At 60.6% G+C, this 19,050-nt stretch carries 14 protein-coding genes; 11 read left to right on the top strand and 3 right to left on the bottom strand.

Translation table 11 applies throughout. The annotated features are described in order from the left end of the window. Nucleotides 1-204: 204 nt before the first annotated feature. On the top strand, nucleotides 205-1,869 hold the full coding sequence (locus I9H07_RS24530; protein WP_236425161.1) for a putative bifunctional diguanylate cyclase/phosphodiesterase: 1,665 nt from the start codon (nucleotides 205-207) through the stop codon (nucleotides 1,867-1,869). 12 nt (nucleotides 1,870-1,881) lie between these two features. Here I9H07_RS24530 and I9H07_RS24525 read toward each other — a convergent pair whose 3' ends face one another. After that, on the bottom strand, nucleotides 1,882-3,264 hold the full coding sequence (locus I9H07_RS24525) for a NorM family multidrug efflux MATE transporter (protein ID WP_024672574.1): 1,383 nt from the start codon (nucleotides 3,262-3,264) through the stop codon (nucleotides 1,882-1,884). 157 nt (nucleotides 3,265-3,421) lie between these two features. Here I9H07_RS24525 and I9H07_RS24520 point away from each other — a divergent pair, with 157 nt between their 5' ends. The 6 genes from I9H07_RS24520 (at nucleotide 3,422) to I9H07_RS24495 (ending at nucleotide 12,195) form a co-directional block, all read left to right on the top strand. Further along, entirely contained in the window at nucleotides 3,422-4,342 is a 921-nt protein-coding gene (locus I9H07_RS24520) for a LysR substrate-binding domain-containing protein (RefSeq protein WP_024672573.1), read from the top strand. A 180-nt stretch (nucleotides 4,343-4,522) separates the two neighbouring features. Next, nucleotides 4,523-6,499 (top strand): methyl-accepting chemotaxis protein, encoded by a 1,977-nt coding sequence (locus I9H07_RS24515; RefSeq protein ID WP_236425162.1) that lies wholly within the window; start codon nucleotides 4,523-4,525, stop codon nucleotides 6,497-6,499. A 329-nt stretch (nucleotides 6,500-6,828) separates the two neighbouring features. Beyond that, nucleotides 6,829-7,548 carry a class I SAM-dependent methyltransferase gene (locus I9H07_RS24510; protein WP_236425163.1) on the top strand — a complete coding sequence of 240 codons (720 nt, stop codon included), beginning with the start codon at nucleotides 6,829-6,831 and terminating at the stop codon, nucleotides 7,546-7,548. 267 nt (nucleotides 7,549-7,815) lie between these two features. Continuing rightward, the gene (locus I9H07_RS24505) at nucleotides 7,816-9,468 is read left to right on the top strand and encodes a Na/Pi cotransporter family protein (protein WP_236425164.1); all 1,653 of its coding nucleotides are present in this window, start codon (nucleotides 7,816-7,818) and stop codon (nucleotides 9,466-9,468) included. 57 nt (nucleotides 9,469-9,525) lie between these two features. Next, a complete protein-coding gene (locus I9H07_RS24500) occupies nucleotides 9,526-10,902 on the top strand; it encodes a M16 family metallopeptidase (RefSeq protein WP_236425165.1) in 1,377 nt (458 codons plus the stop codon). A gap of 96 nt (nucleotides 10,903-10,998) precedes the next feature. After that, complete coding sequence (locus I9H07_RS24495; protein WP_024672936.1) at nucleotides 10,999-12,195, top strand: DUF5924 family protein; 1,197 nt, start codon at nucleotides 10,999-11,001, stop codon at nucleotides 12,193-12,195. A 4-nt stretch (nucleotides 12,196-12,199) separates the two neighbouring features. Here I9H07_RS24495 and I9H07_RS24490 read toward each other — a convergent pair whose 3' ends face one another. Both I9H07_RS24490 and argH read right to left on the bottom strand, forming a co-directional pair. Further along, nucleotides 12,200-13,441 (bottom strand): nucleoside recognition domain-containing protein, encoded by a 1,242-nt coding sequence (locus I9H07_RS24490; protein ID WP_058824743.1) that lies wholly within the window; start codon nucleotides 13,439-13,441, stop codon nucleotides 12,200-12,202. Between the two features lie 271 nt (nucleotides 13,442-13,712). Continuing rightward, nucleotides 13,713-15,107, bottom strand: a complete 1,395-nt coding sequence (gene argH / locus I9H07_RS24485) for an argininosuccinate lyase (protein WP_236425166.1) — start codon at nucleotides 15,105-15,107, stop codon at nucleotides 13,713-13,715. Nucleotides 15,108-15,241: 134 nt separating this feature from the next. Here argH and I9H07_RS24480 point away from each other — a divergent pair, with 134 nt between their 5' ends. From I9H07_RS24480 to I9H07_RS24465, 4 genes are all read left to right on the top strand, one after another. After that, on the top strand, nucleotides 15,242-16,324 hold the full coding sequence (locus tag I9H07_RS24480) for a sensor histidine kinase (RefSeq protein ID WP_024674505.1): 1,083 nt from the start codon (nucleotides 15,242-15,244) through the stop codon (nucleotides 16,322-16,324). Further along, nucleotides 16,321-17,070: a LytR/AlgR family response regulator transcription factor gene (locus I9H07_RS24475; RefSeq protein WP_024646727.1), complete on the top strand. Its 750-nt coding sequence runs from the start codon at nucleotides 16,321-16,323 to the stop codon at nucleotides 17,068-17,070. Before I9H07_RS24480 ends, I9H07_RS24475 begins: the two co-directional genes overlap by 4 nt. Nucleotides 17,071-17,304: 234 nt before the next feature. Continuing rightward, nucleotides 17,305-18,246: a hydroxymethylbilane synthase gene (gene hemC, locus I9H07_RS24470; protein WP_024674506.1), complete on the top strand. Its 942-nt coding sequence runs from the start codon at nucleotides 17,305-17,307 to the stop codon at nucleotides 18,244-18,246. Beyond that, nucleotides 18,243-19,019: a uroporphyrinogen-III synthase gene (locus I9H07_RS24465; RefSeq protein WP_024674507.1), complete on the top strand. Its 777-nt coding sequence runs from the start codon at nucleotides 18,243-18,245 to the stop codon at nucleotides 19,017-19,019. The genes hemC and I9H07_RS24465 overlap by 4 nt, the downstream gene beginning before the upstream one ends. Nucleotides 19,020-19,050: the final 31 nt, after the last annotated feature.

The raw sequence follows: 19,050 nt of genomic DNA, 5'->3' as shown, positions 1-19,050 counted from the left end.
GGCGGTAAGAAGGGTCGTCTGCGAAAAAGGTCGGGCATTTTAACAGGCCCACGGGTTTGTGCAGCGATCATCGTCACCGGCAGTGACTGCTATCTAATTTTTCTGGTTTTGTTACATTTGCGCCGCGACGCGACGATACGTGTATCTGTCACGCTCCATGAAGAGTGCGGCCACCGATTTTTCCTTTGTACTTAGGAAGTTAGATTGCCTACACCTGTCGAACCCTTGCAATTGTTATTGTTGACGCACGAGCCGCTCTGGCAGGCGCTCTTGAGCGACTGCATTACAACGCCAGGCAGCAACGTAACGCTTGTGCCAGGTGTCAGTTGGGATGCGTTCAGTGCGCGTTATGCCCATGAACGCAATACCGTGCTGTTGACCACACCCGAGCTGCAACCCAGGACCGGCAGCTGTCTTTTACCCACAGTGGTACTGCTCGACGAGGAGCCGCTGGTCAGACCGAGTGGCGTCAGTGACTGGCTGGTGCGCGACGCGCTGACCGGTGATGCCCTGCGCAGATGCCTGCGTTATGTTCATGAACGCGGCCGGCTGGAAGACAGCCTGCGCCGCCTGGCCGGCCAGGACCCGTTGACCGGTATCGCCAACCGCCAGGGTTTTCAGGTGCTGCTGGCCTCTCGCCTGGCCGAAGGCGGCAGACTGGCGCTGGGCCATCTGGACCTCGACAACTTTCGACGCGCCAATGATTCGCTGGGCCACCAGGCCGGTGACCGGCTGATCATGCAGGTCGTGGCGCGTCTGAAAAACCAGCTCGACGCCGGCGACCAGATCGCCCGCCTGGGTGGCGACGAATTCGCGCTGCTGATCGACACACGGAAAACGCCAGCGCGCGCCATGCAACTGGCCGAACGGATCACCGACGTGCTGTCCGAGCCTTACTGGGTCGACGGTGAAAGCCTGTTGCTCGGCTGTAGCCTGGGGATCGCCCATTCGCAGACCGAACCCGAGGTCGACCCGCTGATGTGGCACGCGCATATCGCCATGCGTCAGGCCAAGAGTACCCAGGGCTGCACGTTCCACCTGTTTGACGAGCGCATCAGCCGCAACGCGCGCAGCCTCGCCGACCTTGAAGGCGAGCTACGGCGCGCCTTGCGCCGGGACGAGATGGAGCTGCATTACCAGCCACGACTGTGCCTGCAAAGCGGCCGCATCGTGGGTCTGGAAGCCCTGGTGCGCTGGCGTCATCACGAGCGCGGGCTGTTGCCACCCAGCGAATTTGTGCCGCTGGCCGAGCAAAGCGGCTTGATCGTGCCGCTGGGCTACTGGGTCATCTTCCGGGCCTTGCGCGACATGCAGGTCCTGCGCGACCAGGGATTTGCGCCGCTGCACATGGCGATCAACCTGTCGTTCCGGCAGTTCCAGGACAGCCAGTTATTACCGACGCTCAGTCGCCTGATCGAAGAGCACGACGTCGATGCACGCTGGCTGGAATTCGAATTGACCGAAACCGCCGTCATGCGCCGCACTGATCAGGTCAGGCAGACCATGGAGGCGCTGGGACGGCTGGGCGTGCGGTTTTCGCTGGATGACTTCGGCACCGGCTATTCGTCATTCATGCACCTCAACAGCCTGCCCATCGCGCTGCTCAAGGTCGACATGGGCTTTGTCGGGCAGATGGAGTCACGCGAAGAGAACCGCAAGCTGGTCCACGCCATGATCAATCTGGCGCACAACCTGAATCTGGAAGTGGTGGCCGAAGGCGTTGAAACGGCCGGGCAACTGGCCTTGCTGCGCAGCTTCGGCTGCGATCAGGTGCAGGGCTATCTGATCAGCAGACCGCTGCCGATGACGGCGTTGGTGACGTATCTGCGTTCGGAAGCCGGATACCCGGACGTGTCGACTTCAGGATAACGACGTGCCGGCCTAAACCGGCACCGCCACGCCTGCGGCCTCCCGACGCAGCAGGCGCGCCGTCTTCCATTCGAATGCGTAGGTCAGCGCCAGCGCCGAGCAGAGCAGGCCCAACGCCAGGCCCCACCATACGCCCGGTGCGCCAGCGTCGGCATAAAACCCGAGCAGCCACGCGGCAGGCGCAGCGATCAGCCAATAACAGCCCAGGCCGATCAGGAACGTGGTGCGAGCATCCTTGAGCCCGCGAATCGCGCCCATGGCGATGGTCTGGGTACCGTCGAAGAACTCGAACCAGGCGGCAATGGCCAGCAACTTCGCGGCCAGCACGACAATCTCGGCAAATGCCGGGTCGTTGATGTCCAGAAACAGACCAATGACCCAATGCGGGGCCAGCCAGAACAGAATCCCGAACATCAGCATCACGCTGCCGCCAAAACCGATCCCCACACGCCCGGCGGTGCGCGCCATGAGCATGTTGCCAGCGCCATAGTGCTGACCGATACGCATGGTCACCGCATAGGAAATGCCCACCGGAATCATGAACGCCATGGACACCGTTTGCAGGGCGATCTGGTGCGCCGCCATCTGCGTACTGCCCATCGCCCCCATGCAGAACGCCGCGAAGGTAAACAGCCCGACCTCCACCGCGTAGGTCCCGCCAATCGGCAAGCCCAGACGCCACAGTTCTTTCAAGTGACTGCGCGACAGTTTCGACAACCCCTTGCTGATCGGATACGCCGCGTAGGCCGGATGGCGCTTGATGTGCAACGCCAGCGCCAGTGCCATGCAGTTGGTCACGACGGCAGTGACCAGACCGATGCCCATCAGCCCGAGGTTCGGCAGGCCGAGCCATTGATGAATCATCGCGTAATTGAGCGCGAAGTTGGCAACGGCGCCGGCCACGCTGATGGTCATGACCGGCCCCGCGCGGCCCAGCGCACTGGTGAAGCCGCGCAACGCCATGAAGCTGAGCAGACCGGGCAGGGCGAGGGGCAACGTGATCAGAAATTGCGCAGCCATGTGCACGTTGGCTTCGGCCTGACCGAACTGCAACAGCACCGGCTCCAGGTTCCACAACAACAAGGCGGCGACCAGTGCCATGCCCCACGCCAGCCACAACCCGGCCTGAGTCAGGCGCGTCGCACCTTCTGTATCACCCGCGCCGTGGCGGATCGAAACCAGCGTACCGACCGCCGCCATCACACCGACGCAGAAAAACGAGATGAAGCTGTAGGTCGCGGCACCCAGCCCGCCGCCCGCCAGCGCTTCCGGGCCGATTTTGCCCATCATGACCGTGTCGGTGAAGACCATGAGCATGTGCGCCATCTGTGACGCGATCAGCGGCCCGGCCAGGCGCAGGATAATCCAGAGTTCTTTGAAGGCGGGCTGCTGCATGGTGGCGGTGCTCTACGGCGAAGGGACTGTTAAGCAGCGTATTCTGGGCACTTAAACGCCGTAGCACAAAACGATAAACCTGATGCTTAGCATGACTAAAACTCATCTGAATAGATTTGCAGTAAAGTAAAGGTTCATCGCCAGCAGGACGCGCCGCATGCCTCGCAATCTCCCGCCACTTTATGCACTAAGAGCATTTGAAGCCGCTGCACGGCATACCTCGTTCACGCGTGCAGCAGAAGAGCTGTCGATCACCCAAAGTGCGGTCAGTCGGCATATCCGTACGCTGGAGGAGTACTTTGCCTGCCGTTTGTTTCAGCGTAACGGGCGCAACCTGCAACTGACCGAATCGGCACGCTCCCTGTTACCCGGCGTGCGCGATGGCTTTCTGGCGCTGGAGCGGGCCTGCAGCATCTTGCAGACCGAGGAAGGCATCCTGCGCATGAAGGCGCCTTCGACCCTGACCATGCGCTGGTTGCTGGCGCGGCTCAGCCGTTTTCGTCATCTGCAACCCGGCAATGAAGTGCAGTTGACCAGCGCCTGGATGGACATCGACGCCGTGGACTTTACCCAGGAGCCTTTTGACTGCGCGATTCTGCTCAGCCAAGGGCATTTTCCGGCGGACTGGGAGGCCACTCTGCTGTTCCCGGAGTTACTGATACCGGTCGGGTCGCCCACCTTGTTGCAGGATCCGCCGTGGAATGTCGAGCGACTGGCGAGGGCAGAACTGCTGCACCCGACACCGGACCGCCGCGACTGGCGCACCTGGCTGAACCGCATGGGTCTGGGCGACAAGGTCTCGCTGAAAGGCGGGCAGGTATTCGACACGCTGGAGCTGGGGATGATTGCGGCAGCACGCGGTTACGGGGTCTCGATGGGCGACTTGCTGATGGTCGCCGAAGATGTGGCGCAGGCGCGCTTGAGCCTGCCGTGGCGTACGGCAGTGTTCAGCGGAGAAAATTATTATCTGGTCTGGCCGCGCACAAGGCCCGGCGCAGAGCGGTTAAGACGCCTCAGTGATTTTCTTCTGGGAGAAGTGAAGGCTATGGAGTTGCCACTAGTTGAAGTACTTCATTAATATTTAGTTTAGTATTGAACTGCCATCATTCATAAATGTCGCGCCACGCGCTCAAGTAACGAAGTTGATGGCCGAAGCAATGCTTAACGTCGCCTTGTCAGGCGGAAGAACCCCAACTAAATATTCGCTGAATGGTAAGCCACGGATCAGGCGACTCCAGTCATTTGGCGTGGAGTCTCTATGTCCAAGCCCCGTACTAGAATCGCCTCGCAACTGGGTATTGCTCTGGCAGTGATCCTCGCCGTCGTTATCAGTGGCAGTACGCTGTTCGCCTTGAGATCCCTGGACGCGTCCAACCTGGTCATTCGCGAAGAACACATGTCGAGCGAAGCCAGGCTGCTCGCCGACCAGCTCAACACGTTTCACAGCACGTTGCGCGACAGTACCCAGCGCTTGAGCGGTCTGTTCGAGAAGCGCTTCGCCGAAGGCCTGACCCTGCAAGCCGACAAGCCGGTAACCGTAGCCGGCACTTCGACGCCGGGCCTGTATCTGCGTGATACAGCACTGAACAACGACTTTACCGAAGTCGATGAATTCCGCTCGATGACCGCAGGCGTGGCGACGATTTTCGTGCGCAGTGGCGATGACTTTGTCCGCATCAGCACCTCGTTGAGCAAGCAGGATGGCACGCGCGCCATCGGCACTGTACTGGACCGCAAAGGCGCCGCTTACGAGCGCTTGATGGCGGGTCAGAGCTATGTCGGGAAAGCAGTACTGTTTGATCGTTATTACATGACCCAGTACAGCCCGGTGCGTGACAGCAGCGGCAAGATCATTGCGGCACTGTTCGTAGGATTCGATTACACCGACGCGCAGAAAACCCAGTTCGATAACCTCAAAAGCTTCCGTATCGGCTCTACCGGTTCGCTGGCTCTGCTGGACGACAAAGGCACCTGGCTGGTTCCGCCTGCCGGCGTCAAATCCCAGGAAAGTGCCGCGAAAGCAGTCGCCGACCTCGCCAGCAAACCGGGCAAGGCGCAATTCTGGAATGAAGGTAACGATGACTATTACAGCGTCGGCCAGCCGTTCGCCGGTGGCCCCTGGACAGTCATTGCCAGCATGCCGCGCAGTGAAATCAGCGAAGTGACCTGGAACGTGGGTACGCAACTGGCTATCGGCAGCCTGCTGGCCATGATCATCGCCGTGGTCAGCGCCATCTGGTTGCTGCGCAGCAAGCTGCGTCCGCTCTCCGAACTGGTTCGTCAGGCCGATGCACTGGGCGCTGGCGATCTGAGCGTACGCCTCAATGTGACCAGCAACGACGAAATCGGCCAGCTGTCCGGCAGCTTCAACAAGATGAGTGAAGCGCTGTCGTCCATGGTGTCGCACATCCGTACCGCCGCGCAGGAAGTCAGCAGCCGCGCCAATGCGTTGTCCGGCCTGTCCGGCGGTGCCTACGAGGGCATGGAACAGCAGTCCGGCGAGATCACCAGCATGGCCGGTGCCGTTGAGGAGTTCAGCGCCACGTCGATGAACATCGCTGACAACATGGGCAATACCGAGCGTCTGGCGCAGGAAAACGCGCAGCAGACGCGCATCGGGCGCACGTCGATGGACGAAGCGTCTTCATCGCTGCAACAGATCGCGACGTCGTTGAGCAGCACCGCGAAAGTCATCGACACACTGGGCCAGCGCTCGCAGGAAATCGGCAGTATTGTCGGCGTGATCACGTCAATCGCCGACCAGACCAACCTGCTCGCCCTCAACGCCGCCATCGAGGCGGCACGTGCCGGTGAGCAAGGCCGTGGCTTTGCAGTCGTCGCGGATGAAGTTCGCAGCCTGGCGTCACGTACCCGCGAAGCCACCGATGAAATCTCTGGCATGATCGCCAGCATCCAGCAGGAAACCGGCAACGCCATTAGCACCATGCAGCAGGGCAACACCCTGATGCAGGAAGGCCTGTCGCTCAACTCGAAAGTGGCGTCTGCACTGGCGCAGATCGACGAGCAAAGCCGTTCGGCCGGGCATCAGTTCGCAGCCATTACCACGGCCACCCAAGAGCAAAGCAGCACCGCAACCATGCTCAGCAGCAACCTGCAAAGCATCGCCATGGCTAACAGCGAACAACGCCAGGTCATGTCCAACCTCGCAATCACCGCCCAGGAACTGAACGGCCTGGCGACCGAATTGCGCAACGAGGTTGACCGGTTTCGTTGAGTTCCCAACGCCGTTATGACCAGCCGAATATCGTGCCAATGCTCCGCATTGGCACGCCGTTCTGAACGCTTTGCGTCCAGCCTTGAATGCACGTCTGGACCTGGATGCAGCGCGGAGCATCGGTACCAGGTCAATTCGGGCCTGTTTCAGAAAATACCACTGTCGGCCGATAGACAGTCTTGTGAACAGGCACTTCTGATCATTTCGCAGGATCGGGGGCCTGGCATTCGAAAGCCCCTACACTGCTTGCACTGACGCCAAAGCCCGACACGGATGCTTCAGCAAGATATCCGGCACATCCCCTACCGACCCCGTCAAGGATCTCGACCATGAAGCAGTATGTTGAAAACTATCAGCCCATCGAAGGTTGCCCACCTGCATCTGGCCACGTGGAAGGTGATTCGGTGTCCCCAAAGGCGATGATTTTCCATATCCTCAAGGATCTCAGCGCTGATGTAGAAGTTCTGGATATCGGCTTTGGCTCCGGAACAATGGGGGCCTTGATCAAATCGAATCCGGACACTGCGCACTGGTCGGTAGATGGCATCGATGGCTGGGAGGCCAACTGCCAGAATTCGCAGCTGTATGAAAACGCCACCTACCGCAACATCTGGCATGGTCTGGCTCAGGAGCTGTCATCCGAGCGGCTTGCTCAGTACCGGATAATCTGCCTGCTGGACGTTGTCGAGCACCTGACGGCGGACACTGCACGATGGCTGGTACGGACGCTGCTTTCCAGTCTGGGGCCGGACTCCTACCTGTTTATCAGCACCCCGCTGTGGTTCTACCCGCAGGACGCCCAGCAGGACGGTGATCTTGAGGAACACCTGATCGGCGTGCCCGCATCGTCGATGATGGCGCTGTGTCCGCACCTCTATGCAGTCAATCAACCACTGATCGGCGGGTTCGTATTCAGCCGTCGCAGTCTGGATTTCGTGGAATTTTTCCAGCCCACTGCGGATAAATCGTTTTCATATGAAAAGGGCATGAAGGTCGCAAAAGCCGTCGGGATGAAACTCGAACCCAACGTCGCATTCACCATGGATTGACCGGGCAATCCACTTGCAGCCTTCGGGCGGCAAGCTGGCTCCAGCGCATGAACTGTCTGCGGCATGTCCATCGCAGATGCCCGTAAGCGACATCAAAATACTGATTTATGACACTTTTATTTCAATGACTCCCGCCCTGTGCGATGCTGGCGCCAAGGCCAAAGGCCGACTAAAGCTTAGTAGAGCGCTATCAACCCGTCCTCGCTCGCTACACGCTGCATCTTTCAATTCATCGCCTGAACGGGCAAACCTCAGGGGGCTTTCTGCATGCTGACCCTGCTCGATTTGCTGTCTGCTGTCGCCCTGCTGATCTGGGGCACACATATCGTGCGCACCGGCATCCTTCGTGTTTATGGAGCGCAACTGCGCCGCTTGCTCAGCCAGAACATGTCCAAACGGCCGTTGGCGTTCATCGCCGGCATTCTGGTGACCGCCATGGTACAGAGCAGTAACGCTACCGCCATGCTGGTGACCTCCTTCGTCGGCCAGGGGCTGATGACGCTGACACCTGCACTGGTGATCATGCTGGGGGCCGATGTCGGTACGGCATTGATGTCCCGCGTACTGACATTTGACTTGTCATGGCTGTCGCCGCTGCTGATTTTCCTCGGTGTGGTGTTCTTTCTGTCGCGCAAGCAGACCCGCGCCGGTCAGATGGGCCGGGTCGGTATTGGTCTGGGCCTGATCGTGCTGGCGCTGCAATTGATCGTCGCGGCTGCCGCGCCCATCACTCAGGCGGCCGGGGTGAAAGTGCTGTTTGCTTCGCTGACCGGCGACCTGTTGCTGGATGCGTTGGTGGGCGCCATGTTTGCGCTGATTTCCTATTCCAGCCTCGCAGCGGTGCTGTTGACTGCCACGCTGGCAGGCACCGAAGTCATCGGTTTGCCGGTCGCGATCGGGCTGGTGATCGGCGCCAACATCGGCAGTGGGCTCCTGGCGTTCCTCAGCACCAGCATGCAGAACGTCGCCGGTCGGCAAGTGGCGCTCGGCAGCCTGCTGTACAAACTGCTTGGCTTGCTGCTGATCATTCCGGTGCTCGATCCGCTGGTCGAATGGATCGACACGCTGGGCTTTCGTCCACAGGAACTGGTCATCGGCTTTCATCTGATCTACAACACCGTGCGCTGCCTGATCATGCTGCCCACCGTGGCCCCGATGGCGCGGCTGTGCTCGTACTTGCTGCCGCAGCAGAATGAAACCGGCGGGCTGGCCAAGCCTCGGCATCTGGACCTGACTGCGCTGTCGACGCCCAGCCTCGCACTGGCCAACGCAGTGCGCGAAACCTTGCGCATGGGCGACCTGATCGAGAGCATGCTCGGTTCGATGCTGGCGGTGCTACGCGGTACGCAAACAGCCGTCACGCAGGAAGTGCGGCGCCTGAACGACGACGTTGAAGCACTGTACAGCGCGATCAAGCTATATCTGGCGCAGATGCCCCGTGAAGACCTCGGCGAGCACGATAACCGGCGCTGGGCCGAGATCATCGAGCTGACCATCAACCTGGAACTGGCCAGCGGCCTGATTGAACGCATGCTGCGCAAGATCCAGCAGCAGAAGACCGCGCATCGTCGCTCATTCTCCGAAGTCGGGCTTGAAGAGTTGGCCGATCTGCATATCCAGCTGCAGTCGAACCTGCGCCTGGGGCTTTCGGTTTTCCTCAGCGGCGATCACGAGAGCGCACGTCAGTTATTGCGTGAGAAACGCCGCTTCAGGGCCGAGGAACGTCGCCTGGCCCACGCTCACGTCAGCCGTCTGCGCAACAAGGTGGTGCAGAGCATCGAAACCAGCTCGCTGCACCTGGAGCTGATCGCCGACATGAAACGCCTCAACTCGCTGTTCTGCAGCAGCGCCTATGCAGTACTGGAAACCGCTGACACAGGCGCCTTGTCGAGCGAGGACGAACCCGAACGATCACGGTGAACGTAAGGGCCGAGGTGAAGTCTGTTAAACATACCGGCCCGCCAGGAAAGCTGTTTTATGCGTTGCCTGCTGTTCGCTTGTCTGCTCCTCGGTTCACTCCCTTCATTTGCCCTTGACCGTCTTCAGGTCGAGGGCTACCTGCTGCCCAATGGTTTGCAAATCCTTCTCAAGCCCGGTTATGAAAAGGGCCATGTGGCCATCCGGCTAGTCGTCGGCATCGGTTTCGATGACTTTCCCTGTGCCGACAAGGAACTGCCACACCTGCTGGAACACTTGCTGTTCAGCGGGGTGGATGACAGTGGCGAAGGCGGGCTGGAGAAGCGCATGCAGGCACTCGGCGGTGAGTGGAATGCGTTTACCAGCAATGCCGACACCACCTTTGTGATCGAAGCGCCGGCGCGCAACCAGCGCAAGGTGCTGGACCTGCTGCTGGAAATCATGACCCGAACCGAGCTGAGCCAGGCGCGCCTGGACGGCGTCAAACGTGTGGTCGAGCGCGAAGACGGCGGACACTTCTCGCATTTGCAGCACCTGCTTGAGCAACGCGACTCGGGACGCAGCGCCAGCAGCCGGCTGGCCGTGGAGCTGGGCTTGAAATGCGCCGAACGCCCTGAAGTCGACGGTATCAAGCTGGAGCATGTCGAGGATGTGTTCGCCAATTGGTACGCACCCAACAACATGACGCTGATCGTGGTCGGCGATCTGGACAAGCTGCTGCCAGCCTATCTGGAGCGCACGTTCGGCAAGCTGGCGCCGACCGATCCGATCGATCACCCGCCGCTGGCGCAAAGCAATGGCGCTGCCGAACCGCGTCGCGAGCTGCAACGCGGTGGTCTGGGGGCCAACGCCAGGCTGCATCTGATCTATCCTGAGCCGCAACTCGACGACCAGCACGATGAGACCTGGGATCTGGTCAAAGCGTATCTCGACTGGGCGCTCTACACTGAGCTGCGCCTGAAGCACGGCCTGTCCTACGGGCCCTCGGCAGAGCGCGAAGTGTTCGGCGATGTCGGCTTCCTGAGCCTGAACGCCGACGTCGAGCGTGAAGATGTCACCGAAGCCGAGCAGGATATCCGGGCACTGGTCGAGCGTTTGCAGAAAGAGGGCCTGCAGCCTGCCACGTTTGCGCGGCTGCAACAGTTGGCCATTGATCGGCAATCATGGGCCACTCAGGGCAACAGTGCGCTGGCCGACTACTATTGGAGCGCGCTCAACGACTATGAAAACGGGCGTTTTGGCGACCCTGCAAAGCGTATCAAGGCCGTGAGCCTCGAAACCGCCAATCAGGCCATGCGTCAGTTGCTCGCCCAGCCCGGCTACATGCGAATCGAAAAACCGCTGCTCAGCTATGACGGCCTGTACGAAGTGCTTGCGGGGGTACTGGCCCTGATCGTGCTACTGGCTTTGTGGCTCTGGCGGACACGAAAAAAATAGAATCCTGATACCGAACTGTACGTCTGGTGCAGGCACCGCGCAGCGTTTGGTACGCTGCGCGGTTTTTGTATGAATCAACCTGAGTGAACGACCCCGATGCTTGATCTGAACCGCTATGTGACACCCGTGCTCAACTTGATGCAGCGCTATCCGGGGCTCATTGCGGCGTTTGGTTTCGTTTCCGGGATCGCCAGTTTCATTCTGGTTGACCGCCAGGAAAGCCTGGCCACCTGGATCGCAGTGGTGATGCTGATCAGCTGGCTGTGGCTGATGATCGAAAACACCATGGTAGGGCTGCTCAACAAGGCTCTGGGGCGCGAGATTCCGCAGGGCCTGCTGCGTTATGGCACGCAGATGATCCACCAGGAAAGCCTGTTTTTCGTGCTGCCGTTCTTTTTCATCACCACCACCTGGAACAGCGGCCAGGCCGTGTTCACTGCGGCGCTCGGGGCCGCCGGGCTGATCTCGATCATTGACCCGCTTTACTACAAATGGCTGGCACCAAGGCGCTGGCTGTTCATGACGCTGCACACCCTGACGCTGTTTGCTGCGCTGCTCACCGCGCTGCCGATCATCCTGCACCTGACCACCGCCGAGAGCTACAAGCTGGCACTGGGCGTGGCGATGCTGTTGTCGGCGCCCAGCCTGATGGCGAACTTCCCGCTCAACACCTGGCGCAGCGCGCTGACCGTTATCACGATGATCCTGGCCATCGGCGCGGCGGGCTGGCTGCTGCGCTCCTGGGTGCCACCGGCGACACTCTGGCTGACCGAAGTGGCCGTCAGCCCGGATTTCGATAACAAGAATCGCACGCCGGGGGACAGCATCTCGCTGATCAGCGCCAAACAGTTGCGCAACGGCGGCCTGTACGCCTATACCGCCATCAACGCGCCACGCGGCCTTGATGAGCGCATTTACCATGTGTGGTGGCACGAAGGTCAGGAAATGGACCGCATCGCCCTGGACATCCACGGGGGGCGCAAGGAGGGCTACCGCGCCTGGACGCGCAAGCAGAACTTCCCGCAGGACGTCACCGGCCGCTGGCAGGTGAGGGTGCTGACCGAGGATGGGCAGATGATCGGCGTGCTGCGATTCGTGGTGACCGATAACGACCAGCCAGCCGTGAAACGACCGACTGGCAGGCTGATCAAGCTCAAGCCCGGCGGTGACTCGACTGACCCGGTGACGCCTGAATCGGCACCTGCGGAGCCGGACGCCAGCGAGCCGAAACAGGAGGCTGCTCCAACCGAGTCAGCCCCGGCTGAATCGGCTCCCGCAGCACCGGCGCAATAGCGTTCTAGCTGGCAGTGGCGCCGAAAAACCAGTAGCAGACGAAGATCGCCGCCACAACGCCGGAAAATTCAGCCAGCAGCGCGCAACCCACCGCATGGCGGGCGCGCTGAATGCCTACCGCACCGAAGTACACCGCCAGTACGTAGAAGGTGGTTTCGGTGCTGCCCTGAATCGTCGCAGCCGCCAGTGCGGCGAAGCTGTCCACACCCTGAGTCTGCATGGTTTCGATCAGCAAGGCGCGGGCAGCGCTGCCGGAGAAAGGTTTGACCATGGCCGTCGGCAGTGCATCGACAAAGCGGGTGTCCAGCCCCAGCCACTGCACCACATGCCGAATGCCTTCGAGGCCGAAGTCCAGTGCGCCGGAGGCACGCAGCACGCCCACCGCGCAGAGCATCGCAACCAGATAAGGCAGCAGACTCTTGGCGACGTCGAAACCTTCTTTCGCGCCTTCGACGAAGGCCTCGTAAACCAGCACTTTGCGCAGCGTGCCGATGATCAGGAACATCATGATCAGGCCGAACAGCGTGAGGTTGCCCAGAATCGACGACAGGCCCGCCAGCGCGGCCGCCGACAGCGTGCCGAGAAAGGCCATGAAGACGCCAAGCAGCAAAGCGCCGGGGATCAGATAGGCAAGCACTACCGGGTCCCACAGACGCAGACGCTGCATGAAGGCGACCGACAGCAGGCCGACAATGGTCGAAACGCTGGTCGCCAGCAGGATCGGCAGAAACACCAGTGTCGGATCGGGCGCACCTTGCTGGGCGCGGTACATGAAGATCGTCACTGGCAGCAGGGTCAGAGACGAGGCGTTGAGCACCAGAAACAGGATCTGCGCGTTACTGGCAGCGGTCTTGCTGGGATTGAGTTCCTGCAACGAACGCATGGCTTTCAGGCCGATAGGCGTCGCCGCGTTGTCGAGACCCAGGGCGTTGGCGGCAAAATTGAGGGTAATCAGACCCAGCGCCGGATGGCCCGGCGGAACTTCCGGCATCAAGCGCAGGAACAGTGGCCCGAGGACTTTGGCCAGCCAGTCGACAATCCCTGCCTTTTCCGCGATACGCAGAAAACCGAGCCACAGGGTCAGCGTACCGAACAGCAGCACCATGACCTCGACCGACAGCTTGGCCATGGCGAAGATGCTTTCGACCATTGCCGCAAAAATGCCCGCATTACCGCCCACCAGCCACTGCACCAGCGCGGAGATCGTCGCCACGACAAAAAAACCAAGCCACAGGCCATTGAGCATCGGATAAGTCCTTCACAAGATGCGGGGATGATAACGGCGGGGTGCGCCGGAGGGAAATCGGCAGGTGCTGAAAGAGTCGTAGGACGATGAGCAGGGGCTAGGCCGACTATCGTGCCAATGCTCCGCGTTGGCATGCAGTTCGTGACGCTCTGCGTCACATACCAGCGCCGCGGCGCACCGTCAGGATCGGACGCAGAGCGTCCAGAAAGGCATTCCCACGCGGAGCGTGGGAACGATGATCACCGGACGCGGTGCATCCAGAACGTTATGTTCAGCGTGTGGCCAGCAGTTCCTGACCGCGAACCACAGCAGCGCGAACCTGTTCGGGCGCGGTGCCGCCGATGTGGTTGCGGGCATTCACCGAGCCTTCCAGGGTCAGCACCGCGAAGACGTCCTGCTCGATCTGGTTACTGAACTGACGCAGCTCTTCCAGGCTCATTTCCGCCAGGTCCTTGCCGGTTTCCACGCCGTACTTCACGGCATGACCCACGATTTCATGGCAGTCCCGGAACGGCAGGCCCCGGCGCACGAGGTAATCCGCCAGATCGGTCGCCGTGGAGAACCCGCGCAGCGCTGCTTCGCGCATCATCGCGTGCTTCGGTTTGATCGCCGGGATCATGTCGGCGAACGCGCGCAACGAATCACGCAGGGTATCGGCCGCGTCGAACAGCGGCTCCTTGTCTTCCTGGTTGTCCTTGTTGTAGGCCAGCGGCTGGCCTTTCATCAAGGTCAGCAGGCCCATCAAGGCACCGAAGACACGGCCGCTCTTGCCGCGCACCAGTTCAGGCACGTCAGGGTTTTTCTTCTGCGGCATGATCGAGCTGCCCGTGCAGAAGCGATCCGGCAAATCGATGAACTGAAATTGCGCACTGGTCCAGAGCACCAGCTCTTCCGAGAAGCGCGACAGGTGCATCATGGCGATGGAAGCGGCCGAACAGAATTCGATGGCGAAATCGCGATCCGACACGCCGTCCAGCGAATTGCCGCCCACCACGTCGAAGCCCAGCAGTTTGCAGGTCAGTTCGCGGTCGATCGGGTAGGTGGTGCCCGCCAGCGCGGCGCTGCCCAGCGGCATGCGGTTCAGACGCTTGCGGCAGTCCACCAGACGCTCGTAGTCGCGGCTGAGCATTTCGAACCAGGCCAGCATATGGTGACCGAATGTTACCGGCTGGGCCGTCTGCAAATGCGTGAAACCAGGCATGATGGTTTCGGCTTCGCGCTCGGCCTGGCCCAGCAAACCTTGCTGCAGACGGGTGATTTCACTCAGGATCAGATCGATTTCGTCACGCAGCCACAGGCGAATATCGGTGGCCACCTGATCGTTGCGGCTGCGACCGGTGTGCAGCTTCTTGCCGGTGATGCCGATGCGATCGGTCAGGCGTGCTTCAATGTTCATGTGCACGTCTTCCAGATCGACGCGCCACTCGAAGCTGCCGGCCTCGATTTCTGCCTGGATGGCGTTCAGACCGTCAATGATGGTATCGCGCTCGGCGTCGGTCAGAACGCCCACCTTGGCCAGCATTGTGGCGTGGGCGATGGAGCCCATGATGTCGTGGCGATACAGGCGTTGATCGAAGGTGACGGAGGCAGTGAAACGTGCGACGAATGCGTCGACGGGTTCACTGAAGCGGCCGCCCCAGGACTGGTTGGTCTTGTCGGTGCTCATGGATTCGCTCGTTGCTCAACAGTAAGTGGCGTGCCCGATACCTGGCACAAGGGCGGTAGCGATGATAACAGGGTTGATGCTTTTTTATTCCCGGATGGCTTGCTGCCGACGAGGCCAGGGCAGAGACTGAGGCCATGCAGACCGAACCGTTGAAACACCCTGCCAGGCCCGTTCCCGGCAAAGACTTTTTCCTCCCCGAACTGTGCCTGCCGCAGGCATTGCTGGTGCTTGTGGTACTGGCCGAGCTGCTGGTGGTGATTCTGGTGCTGGTAGAACCGATGCGCAGCGGGTTCGACTGGGTGCGCCTGGCGCTCATGTCACTGTTCGTGCAGTGGATCGTGCTGCTCTCGGCGGCGCTGCTCTGCGGGCTGCGGCCTTGGCTGGCGCGCCTGACGCCCGGGCTGGCCGGCATGCTCAGCTGCCTGTTGGTGGTCGGTTTGACGTTATTGTGCACGGCCGTCACCGATGTGTGTCAGCTTACCGGCAGAATCTCGGTCAGCGGGATGGTCGAGCGTTATCTGCGTTACTCGACCATCGCATTGATCATGTCAGCCCTGATGCTGCGTTATTTCTATCTTCAGAGCCAATGGCGCAAGCAGCAGCAGGGCGAGCTGCGGGCGAGAATCGAATCATTGCAGGCACGCATCCGCCCGCACTTTCTGTTCAACACCCTCAATAGTATTGCGAGCCTGGTCGCCAGCGACCCGGTCAAGGCGGAGCAGGCGGTACTGGATTTGTCTGACCTGTTTCGCGCCAGCCTGGCCAAGCCCGGCAGCCTGGTGACATGGGGTGAAGAACTGGCGTTGGCAAAACGATATTTATCGATTGAGCAATATCGTCTCGGCGAGCGTCTACAGTTGGACTGGAGGGTGAGCGCAATTCCCGATGACTTGCCGATTCCCCAGCTAACCTTGCAGCCATTACTTGAAAACGCTTTGATCTATGGCATTGCTCCGCGAGTCGAAGGGGGCGTAGTAACAGTCGAAGCAGATTATGAAGAGGGAGAGTTCATATTGAGCGTCAGCAATCCCTATGAAGAAGCTGCCACTCGGCAGACTTCCAACGGTACTCAGCAAGCCCTGACAAATATCGGTGCACGCATTGCGGCACTTTTTGGTCCGCACGCCAGTCTGAGCGTGGAGCGCCGTGACGGTCGTCACTACACCTGTCTACGCTATCCTTGTGCGAGACTCACGCAGGAAGCCAGAGCTATATGAATGTCCTGATCGTTGATGACGAACCCTTGGCCCGCGAGCGACTCAGCCGCATGGTCAACGAAATCGAGGGTTACCGAGTACTGGAATCCAGCGCCTCCAATGGTGAAGAAGCCTTGGCGCTGATCGAAACCCACAAGCCGGATATCGTGTTGCTCGATATTCGCATGCCGGGCCTTGATGGCCTGCAAGTCGCGGCGCGGCTGTGCGAGCGTGAAGCACCGCCAGCCGTGGTGTTTTGCACCGCACACGACGAGTTTGCCCTGGAAGCTTTTCAGGTCAGCGCGGTCGGCTACCTGGTCAAGCCCGTGCGCTCCGAGCATCTGATCGAAGCATTGCGCAAAGCCGAGCGCCCGAATCGCGTTCAGCTGGCCGCCATGACTCGCCCTGCTGCCGAAAGCGGCTCAGGCCCGCGCAGTCATATCAGCGCCCGGACCCGCAAGGGCATCGAGCTGATTCCGCTGGACCATGTGATCTATTTCATTGCCGATCACAAGTACGTCACCCTGCGACATGAAGGTGGCGAGGTCCTGCTCGACGAGCCACTGAAGGCGCTGGAAGACGAGTTCGGTGACCGGTTCGTGCGTATTCACCGCAACGCACTGGTGGCGCGTGACCGAATCGAGCGCATGCAACGCACGCCGCTTGGGCACTTTCAGTTGTTCGTGAGGGGCCTTCAGGCCAGCGACGCGCTGACTGTCAGCCGCCGTCATGTGGCGGGTGTTCGCAAAATGATGCAGCAGCTCTAGGGTTTTCACCCGCTCTGGGGCCACGAATGCCAAGGCCGAGTCACAGCACTGATCGACATCTCAGGACTGTGCGTTTTCCGGCTTCTGCATCGCCAACCCTTCTTGTCAGACCCCTCAGCCACTGGCCGATTCGCTGCCCGGAAACGGTGGACTGACGCAAGTTTTCAGGCAGCACTGAAGTCGTTCCGGCTGAGCTGTTATTATCCGTCGCATCTATTCAGTACGGATTGTTCAATGTCCTCTCGCGAAATCCGCATTGCCACCCGCAAAAGCGCGCTGGCCCTCTGGCAGGCCGAATATGTAAAAGCGCGCCTGGAGCAGGCTCATCCGGGCCTTATCGTCACTCTGGTGCCCATGGTCAGCCGTGGCGACAAGCTGCTGGACTCGCCATTGTCGAAAATCGGCGGCAAGGGCCTGTTCGTCAAAGAGCTGGAAACAGCGCTTCTGGAAGACCGTGCCGACATCGCCGTGCATTCGATGAAAGATGTGCCGATGGACTTCCCTCAGGGGCTGGGTCTGTTTTGCATCTGCGAACGGGAAGACCCGCGCGATGCATTTGTATCCAATACCTTCGCCAGCCTCGAAGCGCTGCCGCCCGGCAGCGTGGTCGGCACCTCCAGCCTGCGTCGCCAGGCCCAGTTGCTGGCGCGGCGCCCGGACCTGCAGATCCGCTTCCTGCGCGGCAACGTCAATACCCGGCTTGCCAAGCTGGATGCCGGTGAGTACGACGCAATCATCCTCGCTGCGGCCGGCCTGATTCGCCTGGGCTTCGAAGACCGTATCACCTCGTCGATCAGCGTCGACGACAGCCTGCCCGCCGGTGGGCAGGGCGCGGTCGGTATCGAATGCCGCAGTGTCGATGCCGAAATTCACGCGCTGCTTGCGCCCCTGCATCACGAAGACACTGCAGTGCGCGTGATTGCCGAGCGCTCGCTGAACAAGCACCTCAACGGTGGCTGCCAGGTGCCCATCGCCTGCTATGCCGTGCTGGAGGGCGATAATGTCTGGTTGCGAGGCCTGGTCGGCGATCCGTCCGGCAGCCTGTTGCTGCATGCAGAAGCCCGCGCACCGCAAACCTCGGCCCAGGCGCTGGGCGTGGAAGTCGCCGAAGCGTTGCTGGCGCAAGGTGCAGCCGAGATCCTCAAGGCGGTCTACGGCGAGGCCAATAACCCATGAATGGCTGGCGTCTGCTGCTGACCCGTCCGGCCGAAGAATCGGCGGCGCTGGCCAGACTGCTGGCCGACGCCGGAATCTTCAGCAATTGTCTGCCCTTGCTTGAAACCGAGCCTTTACCCTTGACGCCTGCGCAGCGTTCGATCATTTTCGAGCTGCTCAATTATTGTGCAGTGATCGTGGTCAGCAAGCCGGCGGCGCGTCTGGCCATCGAACTGATCGATGAAGTGTGGCCGCAGCCACCCATGCAACCCTGGTTCAGTGTGGGTTCAGCTACCGGACAGATACTGCTCGATTACGGCCTGGACACAAGCTGGCCGGAACAGGGTGACGACAGCGAGGCCTTGCTCGAACTGCCGCGCCTGAAGCAGGCGATTGCCACGCCCGGAAGCCGGGTGTTGATCATGCGTGGTGACGAGGGACGCGAACTGTTGGCCGAGCAATTGCGCAAGCAGGGAGCAGATGTCGAGTACCTGCCGTTGTACCGGCGTTACCTGCCGCAGTACGCTGCTGACACCCTGCTGCAACGCGTGACGTTGGAACGCTTGAACGGGCTGGTGGTCAGCAGTGGGCAGGGTTTTGAACATTTACTGCAAATGGCAGGTGACTCATGGCCGGATCTGGCCGGTTTGCCGTTATTTGTACCGAGCCCCAGGGTTGCCGACATTGCGCGAGCAGCCGGTGCCCGAACCGTTATTGATTGCCGTGGCGCCAGCGCCGCGGCATTGCTGGCAGCGTTGCGGAATCAGCCTCAGCCTGCCGTGAAGGCGTATTAATCGACACCTGTCGTTTACGCTATTACGCCAA

The organism is Pseudomonas syringae, assembly GCF_023278085.1.
In the GTDB taxonomy this organism is placed as follows: Bacteria; Pseudomonadota; Gammaproteobacteria; order Pseudomonadales; family Pseudomonadaceae; genus Aquipseudomonas; species Aquipseudomonas syringae_Q.
The sequence above is the reverse complement of the archived record's forward strand: the minus strand, read 5'-3'. Positions and strand labels throughout refer to the sequence as shown.